Source organism: Pseudomonas sp. Bout1, from assembly GCF_034314165.1.
Taxonomy (GTDB): Bacteria; Pseudomonadota; Gammaproteobacteria; order Pseudomonadales; family Pseudomonadaceae; genus Aquipseudomonas.
Genome location: NZ_JAVIWK010000001.1, coordinates 6,760,081 through 6,777,416 on the forward strand (window position 1 = coordinate 6,760,081; position 17,336 = coordinate 6,777,416).

Genomic DNA, 17,336 nt, shown 5'->3' on the forward strand with positions numbered 1-17,336 from the left:
AAGGCGGGGTTCTCACGGACCTCGATGAGTTGAGGTGTACCCGGACACTACCACAGCACAATAAATAAACAAGACGGCCTGACTTGAGGGTCAGGCGTCGGCTTTGCGCTGCTCGGCCTGGTCGACAATCACGCGCCGGCGCGCATCATCGGCAGAGCGCCATTCGCGGATGTCTTCCACGTGCCGGAAGCAACCGAGGCAGACTTTGTGCTCATCCAGCCGACATAAGCTGATACAAGGTGACGGCACCGCCGGGCTGACATTGCTGAACAGCGGCTTGGGCGGGCGTGCGGGTGCGGGCTGCGTCACGATCAGATCTCGTCGAAGTCCAGCTCGACGCCGGCTTGTTCCTGGGTGAGGCGTGCAAGCATTTCGCTCAACAGCTCATCGGTAGTGTCGTGGGTCCAGCGATTTTCTTCTTCATCGTAGTCAAAGTGAAAACCACCGGAGCGCGCCGCCAGCCAGAGCTGACGCAGAGGTTCCTGGCGGCTGAAAATCAGTTGGGTGCCATTTTCGAACTTGACGGTCAGCACACCGGCCGAGTTCTCCAGGTCCACATCCAGACCGCTGTCGTCGAAAATATCCTCCAGCGCTTGCTGGGTCGCATCCACCAGGTCGTGAAAACGGGCTTCGGTCAAACTCATTGTGGGAACCTCGAAAAGTGTCTGGTCTCGCTCAAGCGCCGCACAATACGGACGCACCATCATGATTGCAAAGGATACCGATTTCATTACCCGCAGCCGTGTGAATTCTCCTCGGTTGATGTAAGTACAATCGCGACAAACTCGGCAAAGCCCCGCCGGACGGGTATTTCGGCGCATAGGCAATCTGGCGGGTGGTCGGTATACTCGGGCGCAATTAATGCATATTCAAGGATTTCGCCATGAAGCGCCTGATCTCTTCCCTTGCTGCGCTCGTCGCGGTCGCTTGCCTCGTTAGTGCCTGTGGTCAAAAAGGCCCGCTGTATCTGCCCGATGACAGCAAAGACCCGAATGAACAGGCGCAATCGTCGCAAACCAAAGCGCATAAGCACGACTCCTACTAAGGGAACATCATGGACGCTTTTAACTACCGTGACGGCGAGCTGTTCGCGGAAGGTGTCGCGCTGTCCGCCATTGCCGAGCGCTTTGGCACCCCGACCTACGTGTACTCCCGTGCTCACATCGAAGCCCAATACCGCTCCTTCGCCGACGCGCTGGAAGGCACGCCAAGCCTGGTGTGCTTCGCCGTAAAAGCCAACTCCAACCTGGGCGTACTGAATGTCCTGGCGCGCCTTGGCGCCGGTTTCGACATTGTGTCCCGTGGCGAGCTTGAGCGTGTGCTGGCCGCCGGCGGCACGGCTGACAAAATTGTGTTCTCCGGTGTCGGCAAGAGCCGCGAAGACATGCGCCGCGCCCTGGAAGTGGGCGTGCATTGCTTCAACGTCGAGTCCACCGACGAGCTGGAGCGCCTGCAAGTGGTGGCCGCCGAGATGGGCGTTCGTGCGCCGATCTCCCTGCGGGTCAACCCGGACGTCGACGCCGGCACTCATCCGTACATTTCCACCGGTCTCAAAGAGAACAAGTTCGGCATCGCCATCGCCGACGCCGAAGACGTGTACATCCGCGCCGCCCAGTTGCCGAACCTGGAAGTATTGGGCGTCGACTGCCATATCGGCTCGCAACTGACCAGCCTGCCACCGTTCCTGGATGCACTCGACCGCCTGCTGGCGCTGATCGACCGCCTCGGCGAGTGCGGCATCTACCTGCACCACATCGACCTCGGTGGCGGCGTGGGCGTGCGTTATCGCGATGAAGAGCCGCCGCTGGTCAGCGACTACATCAAGGCTGTGCGTGAGCGCACCGAAGGCCGCGACCTGACGCTGATGTTCGAGCCGGGCCGCTATATCGTCGCCAACGCCGGCGTGCTGCTGACCCAGGTCGAGTACCTCAAGCACACCGAGCACAAGGATTTCGCCATCGTCGACGCGGCGATGAACGACCTGATCCGCCCTGCGCTGTACCAGGCCTGGATGGACGTGACGGCCGTCAAGCCTCGCGCGGGAGAAGGCCGCAGCTACGACGTGGTCGGCCCGATCTGTGAGACCGGCGACTTCCTGGCCAAGGAACGTCAGCTGGCCCTGGAAGAAGGCGACCTGCTGGCCGTGCATTCGGCCGGCGCCTATGGGTTTGTCATGAGCTCCAACTACAACACCCGCGGGCGTACCGCCGAGGTGCTGGTGGACGGTGATCAAGCGTTTGAAGTGCGTCGCCGCGAGACGGTAGCCGAGTTGTTTGCTGGCGAAAGCCTGCTGCCGGAGTAAGGTCATGTTGCTGCGTTTTACCAAGATGCACGGGCTGGGCAATGACTTCATGGTCCTGGACCTGGTCAGCCAGCACGCGCACATCCTGCCCAAGCACGCAAAACTGTGGGGCGACCGCCACACCGGTGTCGGCTTCGACCAGTTGCTGCTGGTGGAAGCACCGAGCAACCCGGAAGTGGATTTCCGTTACCGGATCTTCAACTCCGACGGCTCCGAAGTGGAACAGTGCGGCAATGGTGCCCGCTGTTTCGCCCGCTTTGTGCTGGACAAGCGCCTGACCGCCAAGCGGCAGATTCGCGTCGAGACCAAGAGCGGCATCATTGAGCTGGATATTCGCAGCGACGGCCAGATCGGCGTCAACATGGGCGCTCCACGGCTGGTGCCGGCGGACATTCCGTTCCAGGCCGCCGAGCAAGCGCTGAGTTACGCCGTTGACGTGGACGGCAAGACCGTCAACCTGGCCGCTGTGTCGATGGGCAACCCCCATGCCGTGCTGCGGGTGGATGACATCAACAGCGCACCGGTTCACGAACTGGGACCGAAGATCGAAAACCACCCGCGCTTTCCGGCGCGGGTTAATGTGGGTTTCCTGCAGGTCATCGACCGTTCTCGTGCGCAGTTGCGCGTCTGGGAACGCGGTGCCGGCGAAACCCAGGCCTGCGGTACCGGTGCATGCGCCGCTGCCGTAGCCGCGATCAGCCAGGGGTGGATGGATTCGCCGCTGCTGATCGACCTGCCCGGCGGACGTCTGTCCATCGAATGGACAGGCCCTGGCCAACCGGTGAAAATGACCGGCCCGGCCACCCGCGTCTACGAAGGACAGGTCCGTCTATGAGTGAGCCAATCCAATGACTGATAAGCCTCAAGTACCCGCGAAAGCATCCCCAAGCGAAAGTCTGGAGGCCGCAGCTGTTGCGGCGTATCTGGAGGCTAATCCGGACTTCTTCGTCGAACACGAGGAACTGCTGCCGGCCCTGCGTATTCCCCACCAGCGTGGCGATACCGTGTCGCTGGTGGAACGGCAGATGAAGATCCTGCGCGAGCGCAATATCGAGATGCGCCATCGGCTCTCGCAGCTGATGGACGTGGCCCGCGACAACGACCGCCTGTTCGACAAGACCCGCCGCCTGGTGCTGACCCTGATGGACGCCGCCAGCCTGGAAGAGGCAGTGATTGCCGTCGAAGACAGCCTGCGCCAGGACTTCCAGGTGCCTTTTGTCAGCCTGATCCTGTTCAGCGACAACCCGATGCCGGTGGGTCGCTGGGTCAGCGGCAGCGATGCCCAGACCGCCATCGGCGGCCTGCTCTGCGAAGGCAAGACCATCAGCGGCACCTTGCGTGAGCATGAGCTGGACTTCCTGTTTGGCGCCGAGCAGCGCCAGCAGATCGGCTCCACGGCCGTGGTCGCCCTGAGTCATCAAGGGCTGCATGGCGTGCTGGCCATCGCCAGCCGTGATCCGCAGCACTACAAAAGCTCGGTGGGCACGCTGTTCCTGAGCTACATCGCCGAAGTGCTGGGCCGCGTGCTGCCACGCTTCACCACTGCATTGCGCGCGGTGCGCTAGCCATGGAACGACAACTGGACGCCTACTGCGCTCACCTGCGCAGCGAGCGCCAGGTGTCGCCGCATACCCTGGAAGCCTACCGGCGGGACTTGAACAAGGTCCTGGCGTTTTGCGAAAAACACCACATCGGTAGTTGGAAGGCTCTGGATATCCAGGGCTTGCGCAGCCTGATCGCCCGTCTGCACCAGCAAGGCCAATCTTCCCGCAGCCTGGCGCGCCTGCTGTCGGCGGTGCGCGGCCTCTATCACTACCTGAACCGCGAAGGCCTGTGCGACCACGACCCGGCCAACGGCCTGGCGCCGCCCAAGGGCGAACGACGCCTGCCCAAGACTCTCGACGCGGATCGTGCCCTGCAATTGCTCGATGGCGCCGTGGAAGATGACTTCCTGGCCCACCGCGACCAGGCGATCCTCGAACTGTTCTATTCCTCGGGCCTGCGCCTGTCAGAGCTGACCGGGCTTAATCTTGAGCAACTGGACCTCGCCGATGGCCTGGTGCAAGTGCTCGGCAAAGGCAGCAAGACCCGCGTATTACCAGTGGGCAAAAAGGCCCGCGAAGCCTTGCTGCTGTGGTTGCCACTGCGTGCGCTGGCCAACCCGGCGGACGACGCGGTGTTTATCAGCCAGCAAGGCCGTCGCCTCGGGCCGCGGGCCATTCAAGTGCGGGTCAAGGCGGCGGGTGAGCGCGAGCTGGGGCAAAACCTGCACCCGCACATGCTCCGGCACTCCTTTGCCAGCCATTTGCTGGAGTCGTCCCAGGACCTGCGCGCGGTGCAGGAACTGCTGGGCCACTCCGATATCAAGACCACCCAGATCTACACCCACCTGGACTTCCAGCACCTGGCGACGGTGTACGACAGCGCCCATCCACGGGCCAAACGCATTAAGGGCAGTGACTCATGAGCATCAAGCTGATCACCTTCGACCTGGACGATACGCTCTGGGATAACGTGCCGGTCATCGTCAGCGCCGAGGCGTCGATGCGCGAGTGGCTGGCCACCCATGCCACCAAGGTCGGTGACTTGCCTCTGGAGAAGTTCGCCAGCCTTCGCCAGCAGGTGCTGCAACGCCACCCGGAGCTCAAATATCGCATCAGCGTGTTGCGTCACAAGGTGCTGCAGTACGCCTTCGAAGAGGCTGGGTACCCACTGCCAGAAGCGGCGCAGATGGCGGACGTGTGCTTTGAAGCATTTATCCATGCTCGCCACCAGCTCACGGTATTTCCCGAGGCCGAGCCGATGCTCCAGGCGCTGCGCCAGCACTATTTGCTGGGGGTAATCACCAACGGTAATGCCGACGTACAGCGTGTGGGCCTGGCGGATTACTTTCACTTTGCATTGCGGGCCGAAGACATTGGTATCGCCAAGCCGGATGCGCGGTTGTTCCAAGAGGCCTTGCAGCGCGGTGGCGTTGAGCCGGGCGCAGCGGTGCACGTCGGGGACCATCCCGGGGACGACATCGCCGGGGCGCAACAGGCGGGACTGCGCGCGGTGTGGTTCAACCCGGCGGGCAAGGTGTGGGAAGCCGAGAAATTGCCGGATGCCGAGATTCGCAGCCTGACCGAGTTTCCAGCAATCCTGACCCGCTGGAAGTGACCCCGAACTTACCGTAGCAGCTGCCGAGCCTTGGCGAGGCTGCGTTTGCGGTGTGTCAGGCAGGCCGCCGACGCATCCTCGCCAAGGCTCGACAGCTGCTACGAGAACGGGCGCAATTCCGTTTTGTAGCGCCCATGAAAAAGCCCGCAGCGACGGCGGGCTTTTTCAGCAAGCAGACAACAGGCCTTAGATAGGCCGGCTGCCGTACTTGTTATCCGGCTTCTTCGGTGGATCTGCCACCACGTTAGCCTCGACTTCCTGCACTTTGCCGCCTTTAGCGAGGAATTCTTCCATCGCACGGGCCAGCGCATCGCGCTCTTTGTTCTTGGCTTCTACGCTCGGCAGTTCGTCAACCGACACCGCAGCCTTGGCCTTGCCCTTGGCTGCCGGGGCCGGTGCATCTTCGCCACCGTCGTCGTCAGCCACGTCTTCGGCAGCCGCCTCAAGACCTTCCTCGGTTTCGTCGTCGTCGCCTACTTCGAGGTCGTCGTTTTCCAGATCATCGTCGCTCATGTTCTACCTCATGACTTGCGAAAAGCAGATTAGTTATAGCCCAGCTTCGCCACCTGTCGACGGCCGCCGGAAAAAAATCAACATCCACAGGATAACCAGTGGCTTATGCCCCATCACCGTGCAAGGTGGCGAGGACTTTACGAGCACCGCCATGATCACGGTGCTCGCCCAGATAAACACCTTGCCAGGTCCCCATCGCCAAGCGGCCGGCCCTTACCGGCAAACTCAGCTGGCAGCCCAGGAGACTGGCCTTGAAGTGCGCCGGCAGATCATCCGGACCTTCGTCGTTGTGTTCATATCCCGCCGTACCTTGCGGCACCAGCGCATTGAAGAAACGCTCGAAGTCACGGCGAACCGCCGGGTCGGCATTCTCGTTGACCGTCAACGAGGCCGAGGTGTGCTGCAGCCACAAATGCAACAGTCCCACCCGACAGGCCTTCAATTCAGGCAGGCCGGCGAGCAACTCGTCCGTCACCAGATGAAAGCCCCGGGGCTTGGCCCGCAGGGTTATCAGGGTCTGTTGCCACATACAGTTCTCCGCACATCGGCGCGCATTCTAGCGCGCTCTGGGAAAAAACAAAGTGCCGAATACGCCTACATGCCTGTAAGACATTCGCACACCGAAAAGTGCAGTGCGGATCCCATCACAAAGTCGTGAAAAAACCCATACACCTTTAGCCACAGACAAACCCCAGGCAAAAAAATGCCCGGCAAGCCGGGCATCTTTTTTTCGCGTACTTACAAGTTGTAGCCGCGTTCGTTGTGTTGCGCCAGGTCGAGGCCCACAGCCTCTTCTTCTTCGGTCACCCGCAGGCCCATCACCACGTCCAGCACCTTGAGGATGATGAAGGTCACGATAGCCGTGTAGATGACGGTGAAGCCGACGCCTTTGCACTGGATCCAGACTTGTGCCGCGATGTCAGTGGTGGTGGCGTTGAAGCCGCCCATCGCTGGTGCCGCGAATACGCCGGTCAGGATCGCGCCGAGGATACCGCCGATACCGTGCACGCCAAAGGCGTCCAGGGAGTCGTCGTAGCCCAGCTTGCGTTTCAGGGTAGTGGCGCAGAAGAAGCACACCACACCGGCAGCCAGACCGATCACCAGGGCGCCCATCGGGCCCACAGTGCCAGCGGCTGGCGTGATTGCCACCAGGCCAGCGACAACACCCGAGGCGATGCCCAGGGCACTTGGCTTACCGTGGGTGACCCACTCGGCGAACATCCAGCCCAGCGCCGCAGCAGCGGTAGCGATCTGGGTCACCAGCATCGCCATGCCGGCGGTGCCGTTGGCCGCAGCCGCGGAGCCGGCGTTGAAGCCGAACCAGCCTACCCACAGCATGGCCGCGCCCACCAGGGTGTAACCCAGGTTGTGCGGTGCCATTGGGGTGGTTGGGAAGCCTTTACGCTTGCCCAGTACCAGGCACGCTACCAGGCCGGCAACACCGGCGTTGATGTGCACCACGGTGCCGCCTGCGAAGTCCAGCACGCCCCAGTCGCCCAGCAACGAACCCGGACCGCCCCACACCATGTGGGCAATCGGTGCGTAGACCAGGGTGAACCAGACGCCCATGAAGATCAGCATCGCGGAGAACTTCATACGCTCGGCGAACGCACCGACGATCAGCGCCGGGGTGATGATCGCGAAGGTCATCTGGAAGGTCACGAACACCGACTCAGGGAACAACGCCGCCGGGCCGGTGATGCTGGCCGGGGTCACACCCGAGAGGAACAATTTGGACAGGCCGCCCACAAACGAGTTGAGGTTGACGACGCCTGCTTCCATACCGGTTGTGTCGAACGCCAGGCTATAGCCGTAGACGAACCACAGAATGGAGATCAGACCGGTGATGGCGAAGCACTGCATCATCACGGAAAGAATGTTTTTGGAGCGAACCATGCCGCCGTAGAACAGCGCGAGGCCTGGAATGGTCATAAACAGTACCAGCGCGGTGGACGTGAGCATCCACGCGGTGTCGCCGGAATTGAGGACTGGAGCAGGTACTGGGTCCGCCGCCATGGCCAGGGCCGGCATTACGAGGGACAACAGGGCTCCTAGCCCTGCGAATTTACGCAGAGTCATATTGTTTTCTCCTGGGGCGTTGGGGGTTTGGCGGCTTAGATTGCGTCGGTATCGGTTTCGCCGGTACGGATGCGAATAGCCTGTTCCAGATTGACCACGAAGATCTTGCCGTCACCGATTTTGCCGGTGTTGGCAGCCTTGGTTATCGCCTCGATAACCCGGTCAAGATCCTTGTCGTCAATGGCGACATCAATCTTCACCTTTGGCAGGAAATCGACCACGTATTCCGCGCCGCGATACAGCTCGGTGTGACCCTTCTGCCGACCGAAGCCTTTGACCTCAGTAACGGTAATGCCCTGCACGCCGATCTCGGACAGTGACTCGCGTACATCGTCCAACTTGAACGGCTTGATGATGGCAGTGACTAGCTTCATGAAAACTCTCTCCCGAATTGGTGGACTTGCCCCAGGAAAACAAACCCGTCTCAAGTCTAAGCGCAGTGCCTGGCTTTGTAACGCTTCGTCGCCTTGGCATTTGCCATTGCAACGCTCGCTAACCACTGGTGACGAAACCTACCCCGCTCCGTCGGCGCACTGCATCGTCACAGCGACTGCATCAGTGCATGGGTCATGATCGTCTAAGCAGAAAGCTTGCCAGCTCCGTAAAAATCACTGAAATCAGTCCTTTGTTCGCTTGCACCCACCTGCCGGGCGCCACGGCGGTGAAGATACGCACGAAAACGGTGCGTGACCGCCCGGCCCGATGCGCGAAAAGCGTGCGCCGCAGCCCCTGGAAAAGACTATAGACGCTGCGTGATACACTGGCGGCCAACAGATTTTCCGGACTATTTCCCATGCTCGCGCCCAAAGACCTCCTCGACGCCCTGAGCGGCCACGCCTCCCGCCTGTTCAGCAGCGACACGCCGCTGCCGCGCAACGAAATTGAAAGCCAGTTCAAGGCATTGCTGCAAAGCGGTTTCAGCAAGCTGGACCTGGTCAGCCGGGAAGAGTTTGATAGCCAGATGGTGGTGTTGGCGCGCACTCGGGCGCGGTTGGAGAGCCTTGAGGCCAAGGTGGCGGAGCTGGAAGCGCGATTGACGCCGGCCGCCGAATAAACCGGCCAACCGGGGCAGGTTTCGCCTGCCCCATTAAGCCGTTGTAACCATCAACTTACCCGCTGATACCCGCCGACAACCCCCTTCTTCGACAATACCCACTGCCACAACTGGATATCCCGCGCGCGAAACGCACCGGCACACGACAGCAGGTAATAGCGCCACATCCGGTAGAAGCGCCGGCCGAAGGTTTCTGCAAAATCCGGCCAAGCCCGTTCGAAGTTCTCGCACCAGGCCATCAGCGTCTTGTCGTAATCAGCGCCAAAGTTGTGCAGATCCTCGACAACAAATAAACCGTCCACAGCGTCGCCAATCTGCCCGATCGAGGGCAAATCCCCGTTGGGGAAGATGTATTTGTCGATCCATGGGTCGGGCGTGCTGTTGCGCTGGTTCTTGCCGATGGTGTGCAACAGGAACAGCCCATCGTCTTTCAGGCAGCGGTTGGCCACCTCCATATACGTCCGATGGTTCTTGCGGCCCACATGCTCAAACATGCCGACGCTGGCAATGTGGTCGAATTGCTCGTCGATATCCCGATAGTCCTGCAGACGAAACTCGATCGGCAGATGGGCGTACTTGGCGCGGCCCCACTCTGCCTGCTCTTTGGAGATCGTCACGCCGACACACTCCACACCGTAATGCTCGGCGGCATGGCTCATGAAACTCCCCCAGCCACAGCCGATATCCAGCACGCGCATGCCCGGCTTGAGGCCCAGTTTTCTGCAGATCAGGTCCAGTTTGGCGAACTGCGCCTGTTCCAGGGTGGTGGCGTCCTTCCAGTAGCCACAGGTGTAAGTCATACGCGAGTCGAGCATGCTCGCGTAAAAGTCGTTGCCGAGGTCGTAATGCGCCTCGCCGACTTGCCAGGCGCGCTTTTTGTTTTGCAGGTTCAGCCATCGGGAGCTGAATGCATGAAACAACAAGGTGGCCGGGTTGGCCTGGTCAATCACCCCGGAACGCATGAGCCGGTAGAAAAACTCATCCAGCGCCTCGACGTCCCAGCCGTCGTCCATGTAGTTCTCGCCAAGGCCAAGGTTGCCTTTGGCCAGTGCCAGGTCGAACGTGTCACTGTGGTGCAGCTGCATATCCGCCGCCGACGACCCATTGACCTCAATCTGCGCCTGCGCCAGCAACTCCCTTACGAAGCGCGCCCCCTGAGACATCTCATCAGAACCGGAAAAAGAATGACGCGTTTTGTTAAGCACAATTGCTCTCCAGAAATAGCGTTGCCTTTGATTCATACACTGCGAGAAATCTGGCCATGGAAGCGTCTGGCAAAGCCCTGTTGGCCTCACGGGGAACGCTGGCTGGGAACAGATGTAACAAATCTTATCCAGCCAATTTTTAAAGATATAATGAATTAATCTTATGAAAACCATGCGAAATTGGAATGCAAGATGGACATCAGGGCACTGCGTTATTTCGTGGAAGTCGTGGACCAGCAGAGCTTCACCAAAGCCGCCGTGAGACTGCACCTCACCCAGCCAACGGTAAGCAAAATGGTGCAGCAGCTGGAGTCGAGCCTTGGCCTGAAGCTGCTCGACCGCATGGGAAAACGCTTCATCCTGACGGACGCCGGGCAGATTGTGCTCAAGCGCGCCAAGGAAATGATCGCGCTGCACGATGAAATGACCGTGGAGCTGCAAGACCTCCAGCAGGTAGAGCGCGGCGCTTTGCGCATGGGGCTTTCGCCCTCGACTCATCTTGCATTAGCGCCGATTTTTGCGGCGTATCACGCCCGCTACCCAAAGATCGAACTGAAGCTTTTCGAAATCGGTGGCAACACCACCATCCAGGACCTGCGCCAGGGCACGCTGGAGTTCGGCACCATCCTGGACTCGCCGCGGGTGGCGGACATCTGGTCCGAATTCGAATCCATGCCTTTGTTTGAATCGCCGCTGTGCCTGCTCGCGCCCCATGACTCGCCCTGGCAAGGACGTAGCTCAGTAGAACTGAGCGAGCTGCAAGCCTGCGAATTCATCTTTTACGATGACACCTTCACCCTTAACCAATTTGTACTCGATGCGTGCGCCCAAGCCGGTTTTGTGCCGCGCATCAGCGGCCGCAGCAGCCAGTGGGACTTTATCGCCTCCCTGGTGCGGCTGGGTGTGGGCATCACCCTGCTGCCCCGGACGTTTTGCGACACCCTGGACGCCAGCCAATTCAGCATTGCGCAAATACAATCGCCGGCCCTGAACTGGCGGCTGATGCTGGCGTGGCGCAGGCAGTGCAAGCTGTCGTTTGCGGCGCAGGCGTGGTTGACGTTGGCGAAGGAGTTTTTGTGCGTGGCGCCATGTGACCAGTAGCACGATACGTTCTGTAAAACCTCGCTGCCGCGCTCGGCCAACGCTCAACTACCCTTGAAAAACCGCAGGAAGCGGCCACTCATTTCAAGGATCGAGCATGTCCCTCGCCATCGTCCACAGTCGCGCCCAGATAGGCGTCGAAGCGCCCGCCGTCACCGTCGAGGTGCACATGGCCAACGGCTTGCCGTCGCTGACGCTGGTGGGCCTGCCGGAAACCGCCGTCAAGGAAAGCAAAGACCGCGTGCGCAGCGCCATTCTCAACTCTGCGCTGCAATACCCGTCCCGCCGCATCACCCTCAACCTCGCGCCCGCCGACCTGCCCAAGGACGGCGGGTACGGGTTAGGTGCAGCCAAGGACACGCCACAAGATAGGTGCTTGAGCCTATGGACAGAAAATCTCAGGAGTCACTGGGAAAATTTCGCTGATTCGTTATGTTGGGCTACCTGCACCGACTTTGTAGGTACGAACACACCTGTACCTGCAAGCGGATAGGATAACCTTTCGCTAGGAATGGGTATGGCAAGACTCAGAAATCTCATACACACGCAATATCGATGTTCCGTCACCGAAGAACGCGTTGACTGGTATGTCGCAGCAGGACGCTTACCGATTGAGGGCCTTCCCCAAATCATTTGGACTAATGGTGAGGCTTGGCGAGAAGTTAATCTTTGGGCGCTGCAGCGTTCGACGGAAAATGGCCTATCCCTCGATACTGTCCGCTCTAACATGAGTTCGATGCTGAGCTATGCAAACTGGCTGGAAGCTACGCAAACAACGTGGTGGGAGTTCCCTCAGCGCAAAGCTGACCGATGTCTGTTCAGATACCGAGGTTACCTGATAGCCATGCGGGATGAAGGTCAATTAGCCCCATCAACTGCATCCCAAAGAATGCGAGATGTAATCAATTTCTACCGATGGCTGTTAGCATCAGAACTTCTGTTATCTGAATGGCCTCTTTGGACAGATCAAACGATTTCTATACGAGTGCCGAATTCAGTGGGGCTCGAACGGACCATTATCGTTCAATCAAGTGAGCTATCCATAAAAAACCGCAAAGCTAATGCGCTGAGATTGGAAGACGGACTGCTACCGGTATCGGCTGACGACAGAGACATAATTCTTGAGTATGCGGCTGAGCACGCCAGTTGGGAACTATACTTATTGCTCACGCTGGGCTTTTACACGGGGATGAGACTGGGAACGCTTTGTGATTTAAAAGTGAGCTCGCTAGAACGCGCTTTTATAGACCCGGATCAATCAGGCCTTTATAAGATCGCTGTTGGACCCGGCGCATCCCCCTCAGTAGCGACTAAATTTGGGGTAACAGGGCACGTTTGGATTGTTAAAGAACATCTAAACCTCATCAGGAGTTATGTCATCAGCCCACGGCGGCAAGCACGGGTGCAGGTAGCAGATGATAAAAACAAAGAAGTAGTTTTTTTGACGCGATTTGGAAACAAATATACCAAATCGAAGAAAGAAAGAAGTAGTGCCATTAACGTAGAAATGCATAGCTTAAGAAAAAAAGCTGCAAGCGCAGGCTTAGTAGTTTTTGAAGGCTTTTACTTCCACCAAACCCGATGCACGTTTGCAACTCAGCTAGCTAGAATTTTGTTACCGATATCAGGAGCCGTCAACGCTATCGCGATCATCAAAGAAGCGCTGTTGCACAAAAACGAAGCCACATCATTGCAGTACATAAAATTCGTAGAACAATCAGCCGCGAAGGCAGCAAGCGCCAACGAATTCACTCGGAAATTCTTAGGGCTCGGAGACAAGTGCAAAAATGGCTAACCCGACTCGAGAGTTCATGTTTCGTAACGTTAAGTATGGAAAAGAGGAGACAGTCTGGGACCTTGAGCCTTTGCTGTATTTTGGCGCGTCATCCGCAAGAGCCGATGAGGTCAATGCTTCAATAGAGGCAGGAGCGTTCGGACCAAAACTATCAAATCGTATTCCTTTGGTAAAAGAATTTTATGATTTGCTGGATGCCAAAATTGAGTCCGGCCACTCAAAAAGCACAGTCAAAAAGGGAATACTAAACCTAAGGCGCCTGTATACATGGGGAGAATTACATGGCGTGGAAGTCAGTCTTGCAAACCTTGAAACTAGTTTTATAGCCTGGACAGACTCTCTTCTACATCGTAGCAGAATCGAACGGAGCATCAAATCAATTACAGCTTTTGACATGGCGGTCTCGATATCATCTTTAATAGATGGCTTATTTGAGCGAAACTCCAAAATCATTTCAAAAACTCGACTCCAGAAATCAAGGAAAGGGGATCAATACAATAATAACTCTGATAAAAATCAGATTGCTACGGCCGTCTCACTTGGACATTTCCTTGTAGATATCACAACAGCGCTCACAAAAGATAAAATCTACGGCCCTCTACCTGTTCAGATAGAAACCCGTGCTGGGCATACCCTTATTGAGTGGTCCAAACTATTACCGCCCGATCGACTTAAACTAAGTAAAACCGGCCGTAAGCCTAACAGCCGTATGAGGCAGTTGTGGACAGAGGAACATTCTTGGAGAACTAGGCACCCTCTGTTTAATTTGAGAATCGAGGCTGAGCTCTTAATATTCATTGCCCAAACCGGCATGAACTTAGCGCAAGCAAATCAATTAACAGTGGGAAGATTCACATATCAGAGCTACGAAGAAGGATACAAGGTTCGCCGCATCTACAAGAATAGACGACAAGGGGAAGTCGAATTCACGGTCTACAGCGAATACAGAATTCATTTTGAGACATATCTAAAGTGGCGCTCCGCAATTTTAGAGGAACTAAATGACGAGAGATTATTTCCACTGACTACGCCAGGGAGAAGAAGAGCACCGGACGCTTCACCTCACTTTGCGTCGATTCGAAAAAGGTGCCAACTCGCCGGGGTCACGTATGTAGGTCCCAGAGACCTGCGGAAAACGAGAGCTAACTGGCTGTTTCGCAAATTAGCAGATACTTCTGTAACCGCAGAGATGAACCAGCACGAAGACCGCACACTACTTCAAAATTACATCCGCCCGAACCATCAGATAGCAGCGTTTGAAGTCAGCCGTTTCATGGAAGCGAGCGACCCTACTAGGAAAGCTGCTGCTCCAGGGCTTTGTGTATCCGCAAGCCCCTTAGCGACTAAGACCGCTCAGTCAACCTCGCCGAGCCCAGACTGCGTCAGCCCAGCTGGTTGTCTGTTCTGCGTTCACCATAGGGACGTTAATACGCTAGATCATTTCTGGTCGCTTGCGAGCTACCGGTACTGCAAATCTGTAGAGTTATCCAGGGCAGGAAATTCAGCGTTTAAGGACCATCCAGCAGAGCAGGTAATTTTAGCAATTGACGCACGCCTATTATCTGCGTCGCATTCTGATGACTTAGCCCGCGTAAACATAACTGAAGCAAAATTAAAAGTGGCTGAGGCCGATTACCACCCTGAATGGAGCGACTTGATAAATCTGCTAGAGGGTCAATATGAATAATCATGCCACGAAGGACTTCGGCTTAAAACTTGAAATAGAGTCGGTCAGCCCATACGCCGCGAACTTTCGACCTCCCACTTGGCCGCCCGTCCAAGATTACGCCATCGTTATAAACTCTGAGGGTCTAGTGGTAAGTCGTTACGGCGACAGCATTTGGAACTTGAGCCCTTGGGCCCAGATCACTTTGCAGATTAACTTCGGTGATGGTCCGCTTCGCAAAGGCACAGCGTCAATAACCAAATCAAATGCAGATATTCTTAGACTGATTGCTGCATGGTGGTTATATGGACCGAGAGCTGTAAGATCCCCAACCACCCTGCTTGCTCGCGTCAGGGTACTCAAACCTTTGTTCATTGCCTGCTCACGGGCAGGCATAAAGGTAACTGAGCTGACCCGTTATCCGCGAGTTTTATCAGAAATCTCAGAGAAAGGTCTGGTATCTGGTCCTGCAGCATACTCACTTCACGTCCTATATGAGTGGCGCGATAGCGTGGGCCTGGAAATTTTGCCACCTAGAGACATCGCCAAAACGGTTAAGCCGAAAACAGACGTTGGTGTAGTGCAGACGGCCTATATCCCACCGAGGATCTGGAAATATCAAGTCTCCCGGCTAAAAGAGTATCTTGACGATTTCATGAAGCACAAGACTCAAATTGAAAACCTATATAATTTCTATTTAAATATACACACCAACGGAGATTTAGGAAATCAAACCCCAAAAGAAGGAAAACTAGTAACAATACGTAGTTATGAAGGGATAAAACCTGATACGCCTAGAACATTCCACATGAAGCACTTTCACGAATACGCTGCGGAGTACGGAGTTCAAGATGTACTTACCAAATGGATCGGAAAACTAACTGGCGGCGGACGAGGGGTCATGTGCCTGACATCCTATCTAACTTTGGCAGGGCATGTCGGCATCGCCTATATTATTAATTTCTCAATGATGCGCATCAATGAAGCTTGGATGTTGCGTCAATCGTGTTTATCATGCGAAGAAGATGAAGAGTTCGGGAAAATTTATATTTTGACCGGATCTACATCTAAAACCCTTCAGGACGACAACGCCCGATGGATCACATCCTCATCCGTTGAGCTAGCTATAGAAGTATTGTCTGCAATTTCAACGCTTCGAATGAATACATTATGCTCCCTATCCCCAAACAGCATTCCCGCCAGTATAGTTGAAGATCCATGGTTAGTGTTACCAGCTGTAGAGCCTTGGTCGAACAAACAGTACTCAGGGAATCTAACTATCAGACATACGTACCCTAGCTATACCTCGTGCATCAACGACTTCCCTCGACTGTTCGACTCGGATGTAGTTGCAATAACCAGCGAAGACGTCGAGCTTTCCTTACGGGTAAGTACATATTTCCCTGAAAATAGATTTGCTGTAGGCAAGCCTTGGCCCTTTGCATGGCACCAGCTACGCCGGACAGGCGTAGTCAATATGATGTCATCATCACTAGTGTCAGACGCATCAATACAGTACCAGCTAAAGCACTCATCTCGGGCGATGTCACTGTACTATGGTCGCGGCTATTCACAAGCCAATCTCAACGAGTCGCTTCGGTCTGAATATATTTCAGCCACATATGAAGTCATGGCGAAGGAGATGAAATCGCTTATCAGCACAAGCTTCATAAGCGCGTTTGGCGAATCACATAAAATCAACTTACTTAAAGACATATCCGAGCAAACGGAACCCCAAATACAAAAGGCACTGAAGAATGGATTGATTTCACTTAGGCCGACAATATTTGGTAATTGCACCAAGACGGGTAATTGTCCTTATGGGGGCTTTGAAAATGTAATTCGATGTGGGGGTGGAGACGGCCAACCTCCCTGCTCGGAGGGAATTATTGATATACGAAAAAAGAAGGCTGTCGAGAGGATGAGGTCCCTCACCCTAAATCGATATACATCGGCCCCTGCAGATTCACCGTTGAGAGTTTCTTTGGGAATGCAAATTCTGGCTTTAGACAATATCAGTGACTTGATTAACGGAGCAACAAATGAGTGCTGAAGATAATTTCAGAAGAGCTTTTGATCGATTAAAAGCAGGTATGCCAATCACTATTTCTAAAAATTCGCTAGTCTCACAGAACAATGTGGCTAGAGAAGCTGGATGCGACCCATCAGCACTTAAGAAATCTCGACATCCCGCTTTGATTTCTGAGATTCAAGAGTGGGCAAAGCAGCATGGCCCGGTAAAAGTCAGTTCCGAACGCGCTCGCTCAAAGCCGCGTCGGCCAGAGCACAGGGACCTACGTAATGAAATCGAAATGCTTAAGATGGAGCGCGACTCAGCTCTCTCTCGCTTGGTGGAGGCTGACGCCAAAATCTTTGACTTGACCATAGAAAACAAGCGCCTCCATGCTCAGCGAAAGGCTCCCAACGTCACGGTCCTGAGAGAGAGAAGAGATACCTAGGGC

Annotated in this window: 19 protein-coding genes and 1 pseudogene; 13 read left to right on the forward strand and 7 right to left on the reverse strand. The window is 56.1% G+C overall.

Annotated features, from left to right (window positions below):
* Positions 1-90 precede the first annotated feature (90 nt).
* The gene (locus RGV33_RS31400; RefSeq protein WP_322148313.1) at positions 91-309 is read right to left on the reverse strand and encodes a DUF1289 domain-containing protein; all 219 of its coding nucleotides are present in this window, start codon (positions 307-309) and stop codon (positions 91-93) included.
* 2 nt (positions 310-311) lie between these two features.
* The gene (gene cyaY, locus RGV33_RS31405) at positions 312-644 is read right to left on the reverse strand and encodes an iron donor protein CyaY (RefSeq protein ID WP_322148314.1); all 333 of its coding nucleotides are present in this window, start codon (positions 642-644) and stop codon (positions 312-314) included.
* Positions 645-883: 239 nt separating this feature from the next.
* Here cyaY and lptM point away from each other — a divergent pair, with 239 nt between their 5' ends.
* From lptM to RGV33_RS31435, 6 genes are read left to right on the forward strand one after another with little or no spacing between them, the layout of a single operon-like run.
* Entirely contained in the window at positions 884-1,045 is a 162-nt protein-coding gene (gene lptM, locus RGV33_RS31410) for an LPS translocon maturation chaperone LptM (RefSeq protein WP_322148315.1), read from the forward strand.
* Positions 1,046-1,054: 9 nt separating this feature from the next.
* Positions 1,055-2,302 carry a diaminopimelate decarboxylase gene (gene lysA, locus RGV33_RS31415; protein ID WP_322148316.1) on the forward strand — a complete coding sequence of 416 codons (1,248 nt, stop codon included), beginning with the start codon at positions 1,055-1,057 and terminating at the stop codon, positions 2,300-2,302.
* Positions 2,303-2,306: 4 nt separating this feature from the next.
* Positions 2,307-3,137: a diaminopimelate epimerase gene (gene dapF / locus RGV33_RS31420; RefSeq protein WP_322148317.1), complete on the forward strand. Its 831-nt coding sequence runs from the start codon at positions 2,307-2,309 to the stop codon at positions 3,135-3,137.
* A 13-nt stretch (positions 3,138-3,150) separates the two neighbouring features.
* The gene (locus tag RGV33_RS31425) at positions 3,151-3,867 is read left to right on the forward strand and encodes a DUF484 family protein (protein ID WP_322148318.1); all 717 of its coding nucleotides are present in this window, start codon (positions 3,151-3,153) and stop codon (positions 3,865-3,867) included.
* A 2-nt stretch (positions 3,868-3,869) separates the two neighbouring features.
* Positions 3,870-4,769 carry a tyrosine recombinase XerC gene (gene xerC, locus RGV33_RS31430; RefSeq protein WP_322148320.1) on the forward strand — a complete coding sequence of 300 codons (900 nt, stop codon included), beginning with the start codon at positions 3,870-3,872 and terminating at the stop codon, positions 4,767-4,769.
* The gene (locus RGV33_RS31435; RefSeq protein WP_322148321.1) at positions 4,766-5,461 is read left to right on the forward strand and encodes an HAD-IA family hydrolase; all 696 of its coding nucleotides are present in this window, start codon (positions 4,766-4,768) and stop codon (positions 5,459-5,461) included. The genes xerC and RGV33_RS31435 overlap by 4 nt, the downstream gene beginning before the upstream one ends.
* A gap of 186 nt (positions 5,462-5,647) precedes the next feature.
* Here RGV33_RS31435 and sutA read toward each other — a convergent pair whose 3' ends face one another.
* The 4 genes from sutA to glnK form a co-directional block, all read right to left on the reverse strand.
* Positions 5,648-5,974, reverse strand: a complete 327-nt coding sequence (sutA, locus tag RGV33_RS31440; RefSeq protein WP_322148322.1) for a transcriptional regulator SutA — start codon at positions 5,972-5,974, stop codon at positions 5,648-5,650.
* 103 nt (positions 5,975-6,077) lie between these two features.
* A complete protein-coding gene (locus tag RGV33_RS31445; RefSeq protein WP_003208787.1) occupies positions 6,078-6,503 on the reverse strand; it encodes a secondary thiamine-phosphate synthase enzyme YjbQ in 426 nt (141 codons plus the stop codon).
* A gap of 209 nt (positions 6,504-6,712) precedes the next feature.
* Positions 6,713-8,053 carry an ammonium transporter gene (locus RGV33_RS31450; protein WP_322148323.1) on the reverse strand — a complete coding sequence of 447 codons (1,341 nt, stop codon included), beginning with the start codon at positions 8,051-8,053 and terminating at the stop codon, positions 6,713-6,715.
* Positions 8,054-8,088: 35 nt separating this feature from the next.
* Entirely contained in the window at positions 8,089-8,427 is a 339-nt protein-coding gene (gene glnK, locus RGV33_RS31455; protein ID WP_002555808.1) for a P-II family nitrogen regulator, read from the reverse strand.
* A gap of 419 nt (positions 8,428-8,846) precedes the next feature.
* On the opposite strand from glnK, the gene RGV33_RS31460 reads away from it, so the two are divergent.
* Positions 8,847-9,107 carry an accessory factor UbiK family protein gene (locus tag RGV33_RS31460; RefSeq protein ID WP_003208783.1) on the forward strand — a complete coding sequence of 87 codons (261 nt, stop codon included), beginning with the start codon at positions 8,847-8,849 and terminating at the stop codon, positions 9,105-9,107.
* A 50-nt stretch (positions 9,108-9,157) separates the two neighbouring features.
* Here RGV33_RS31460 and cfa read toward each other — a convergent pair whose 3' ends face one another.
* On the reverse strand, positions 9,158-10,270 hold the full coding sequence (gene cfa / locus RGV33_RS31465; RefSeq protein ID WP_322148378.1) for a cyclopropane fatty acyl phospholipid synthase: 1,113 nt from the start codon (positions 10,268-10,270) through the stop codon (positions 9,158-9,160).
* Between the two features lie 234 nt (positions 10,271-10,504).
* Between cfa and RGV33_RS31470 the strand changes: the two genes are divergently transcribed.
* The 6 genes and pseudogenes from RGV33_RS31470 to RGV33_RS31495 all read left to right on the forward strand — a co-directional run bounded on the left by RGV33_RS31470 (position 10,505) and on the right by RGV33_RS31495 (position 17,333).
* Entirely contained in the window at positions 10,505-11,413 is a 909-nt protein-coding gene (locus RGV33_RS31470; protein WP_322148379.1) for a LysR family transcriptional regulator, read from the forward strand.
* A gap of 97 nt (positions 11,414-11,510) precedes the next feature.
* A pseudogene (locus RGV33_RS31475) lies at positions 11,511-11,747 on the forward strand (magnesium chelatase domain-containing protein); the annotation flags it as partial.
* 183 nt (positions 11,748-11,930) lie between these two features.
* Complete coding sequence (locus RGV33_RS31480; RefSeq protein ID WP_026136911.1) at positions 11,931-13,208, forward strand: site-specific integrase; 1,278 nt, start codon at positions 11,931-11,933, stop codon at positions 13,206-13,208.
* Positions 13,209-13,224: 16 nt separating this feature from the next.
* Positions 13,225-14,895, forward strand: coding sequence for a hypothetical protein (locus tag RGV33_RS31485; RefSeq protein ID WP_257782567.1), 1,671 nt, complete (start codon positions 13,225-13,227; stop codon positions 14,893-14,895).
* Entirely contained in the window at positions 14,888-16,927 is a 2,040-nt protein-coding gene (locus tag RGV33_RS31490) for a hypothetical protein (protein ID WP_198834239.1), read from the forward strand. Before RGV33_RS31485 ends, RGV33_RS31490 begins: the two co-directional genes overlap by 8 nt.
* A complete protein-coding gene (locus RGV33_RS31495; protein ID WP_046070067.1) occupies positions 16,917-17,333 on the forward strand; it encodes a hypothetical protein in 417 nt (138 codons plus the stop codon). The genes RGV33_RS31490 and RGV33_RS31495 overlap by 11 nt, the downstream gene beginning before the upstream one ends.
* The last annotated feature ends 3 nt before the right edge of the window (positions 17,334-17,336 follow it).

What these genes read in the sequence shown, in the direction of transcription:
- RGV33_RS31495 (WP_046070067.1), top strand. Translation starts at nt 16,917, where the DNA reads ATGAGTGCTGAAGATAATTTCAGAAGAGCTTTTGATCGATTAAAAGCA.
- cyaY (WP_322148314.1), bottom strand. Translation starts at nt 644, where the DNA reads ATGAGTTTGACCGAAGCCCGTTTTCACGACCTGGTGGATGCGACCCAG.
- lptM (WP_322148315.1), top strand. Translation starts at nt 884, where the DNA reads ATGAAGCGCCTGATCTCTTCCCTTGCTGCGCTCGTCGCGGTCGCTTGC.
- RGV33_RS31445 (WP_003208787.1), bottom strand. Translation starts at nt 6,503, where the DNA reads ATGTGGCAACAGACCCTGATAACCCTGCGGGCCAAGCCCCGGGGCTTT.
- RGV33_RS31450 (WP_322148323.1), bottom strand. Translation starts at nt 8,053, where the DNA reads ATGACTCTGCGTAAATTCGCAGGGCTAGGAGCCCTGTTGTCCCTCGTA.
- sutA (WP_322148322.1), bottom strand. Translation starts at nt 5,974, where the DNA reads ATGAGCGACGATGATCTGGAAAACGACGACCTCGAAGTAGGCGACGAC.
- RGV33_RS31485 (WP_257782567.1), top strand. Translation starts at nt 13,225, where the DNA reads ATGTTTCGTAACGTTAAGTATGGAAAAGAGGAGACAGTCTGGGACCTT.
- glnK (WP_002555808.1), bottom strand. Translation starts at nt 8,427, where the DNA reads ATGAAGCTAGTCACTGCCATCATCAAGCCGTTCAAGTTGGACGATGTA.
- RGV33_RS31470 (WP_322148379.1), top strand. Translation starts at nt 10,505, where the DNA reads ATGGACATCAGGGCACTGCGTTATTTCGTGGAAGTCGTGGACCAGCAG.
- lysA (WP_322148316.1), top strand. Translation starts at nt 1,055, where the DNA reads ATGGACGCTTTTAACTACCGTGACGGCGAGCTGTTCGCGGAAGGTGTC.
- RGV33_RS31460 (WP_003208783.1), top strand. Translation starts at nt 8,847, where the DNA reads ATGCTCGCGCCCAAAGACCTCCTCGACGCCCTGAGCGGCCACGCCTCC.
- cfa (WP_322148378.1), bottom strand. Translation starts at nt 10,270, where the DNA reads ATGTCTCAGGGGGCGCGCTTCGTAAGGGAGTTGCTGGCGCAGGCGCAG.
- RGV33_RS31425 (WP_322148318.1), top strand. Translation starts at nt 3,151, where the DNA reads ATGACTGATAAGCCTCAAGTACCCGCGAAAGCATCCCCAAGCGAAAGT.
- RGV33_RS31435 (WP_322148321.1), top strand. Translation starts at nt 4,766, where the DNA reads ATGAGCATCAAGCTGATCACCTTCGACCTGGACGATACGCTCTGGGAT.
- xerC (WP_322148320.1), top strand. Translation starts at nt 3,870, where the DNA reads ATGGAACGACAACTGGACGCCTACTGCGCTCACCTGCGCAGCGAGCGC.
- dapF (WP_322148317.1), top strand. Translation starts at nt 2,307, where the DNA reads ATGTTGCTGCGTTTTACCAAGATGCACGGGCTGGGCAATGACTTCATG.
- RGV33_RS31480 (WP_026136911.1), top strand. Translation starts at nt 11,931, where the DNA reads ATGGCAAGACTCAGAAATCTCATACACACGCAATATCGATGTTCCGTC.
- RGV33_RS31490 (WP_198834239.1), top strand. Translation starts at nt 14,888, where the DNA reads ATGAATAATCATGCCACGAAGGACTTCGGCTTAAAACTTGAAATAGAG.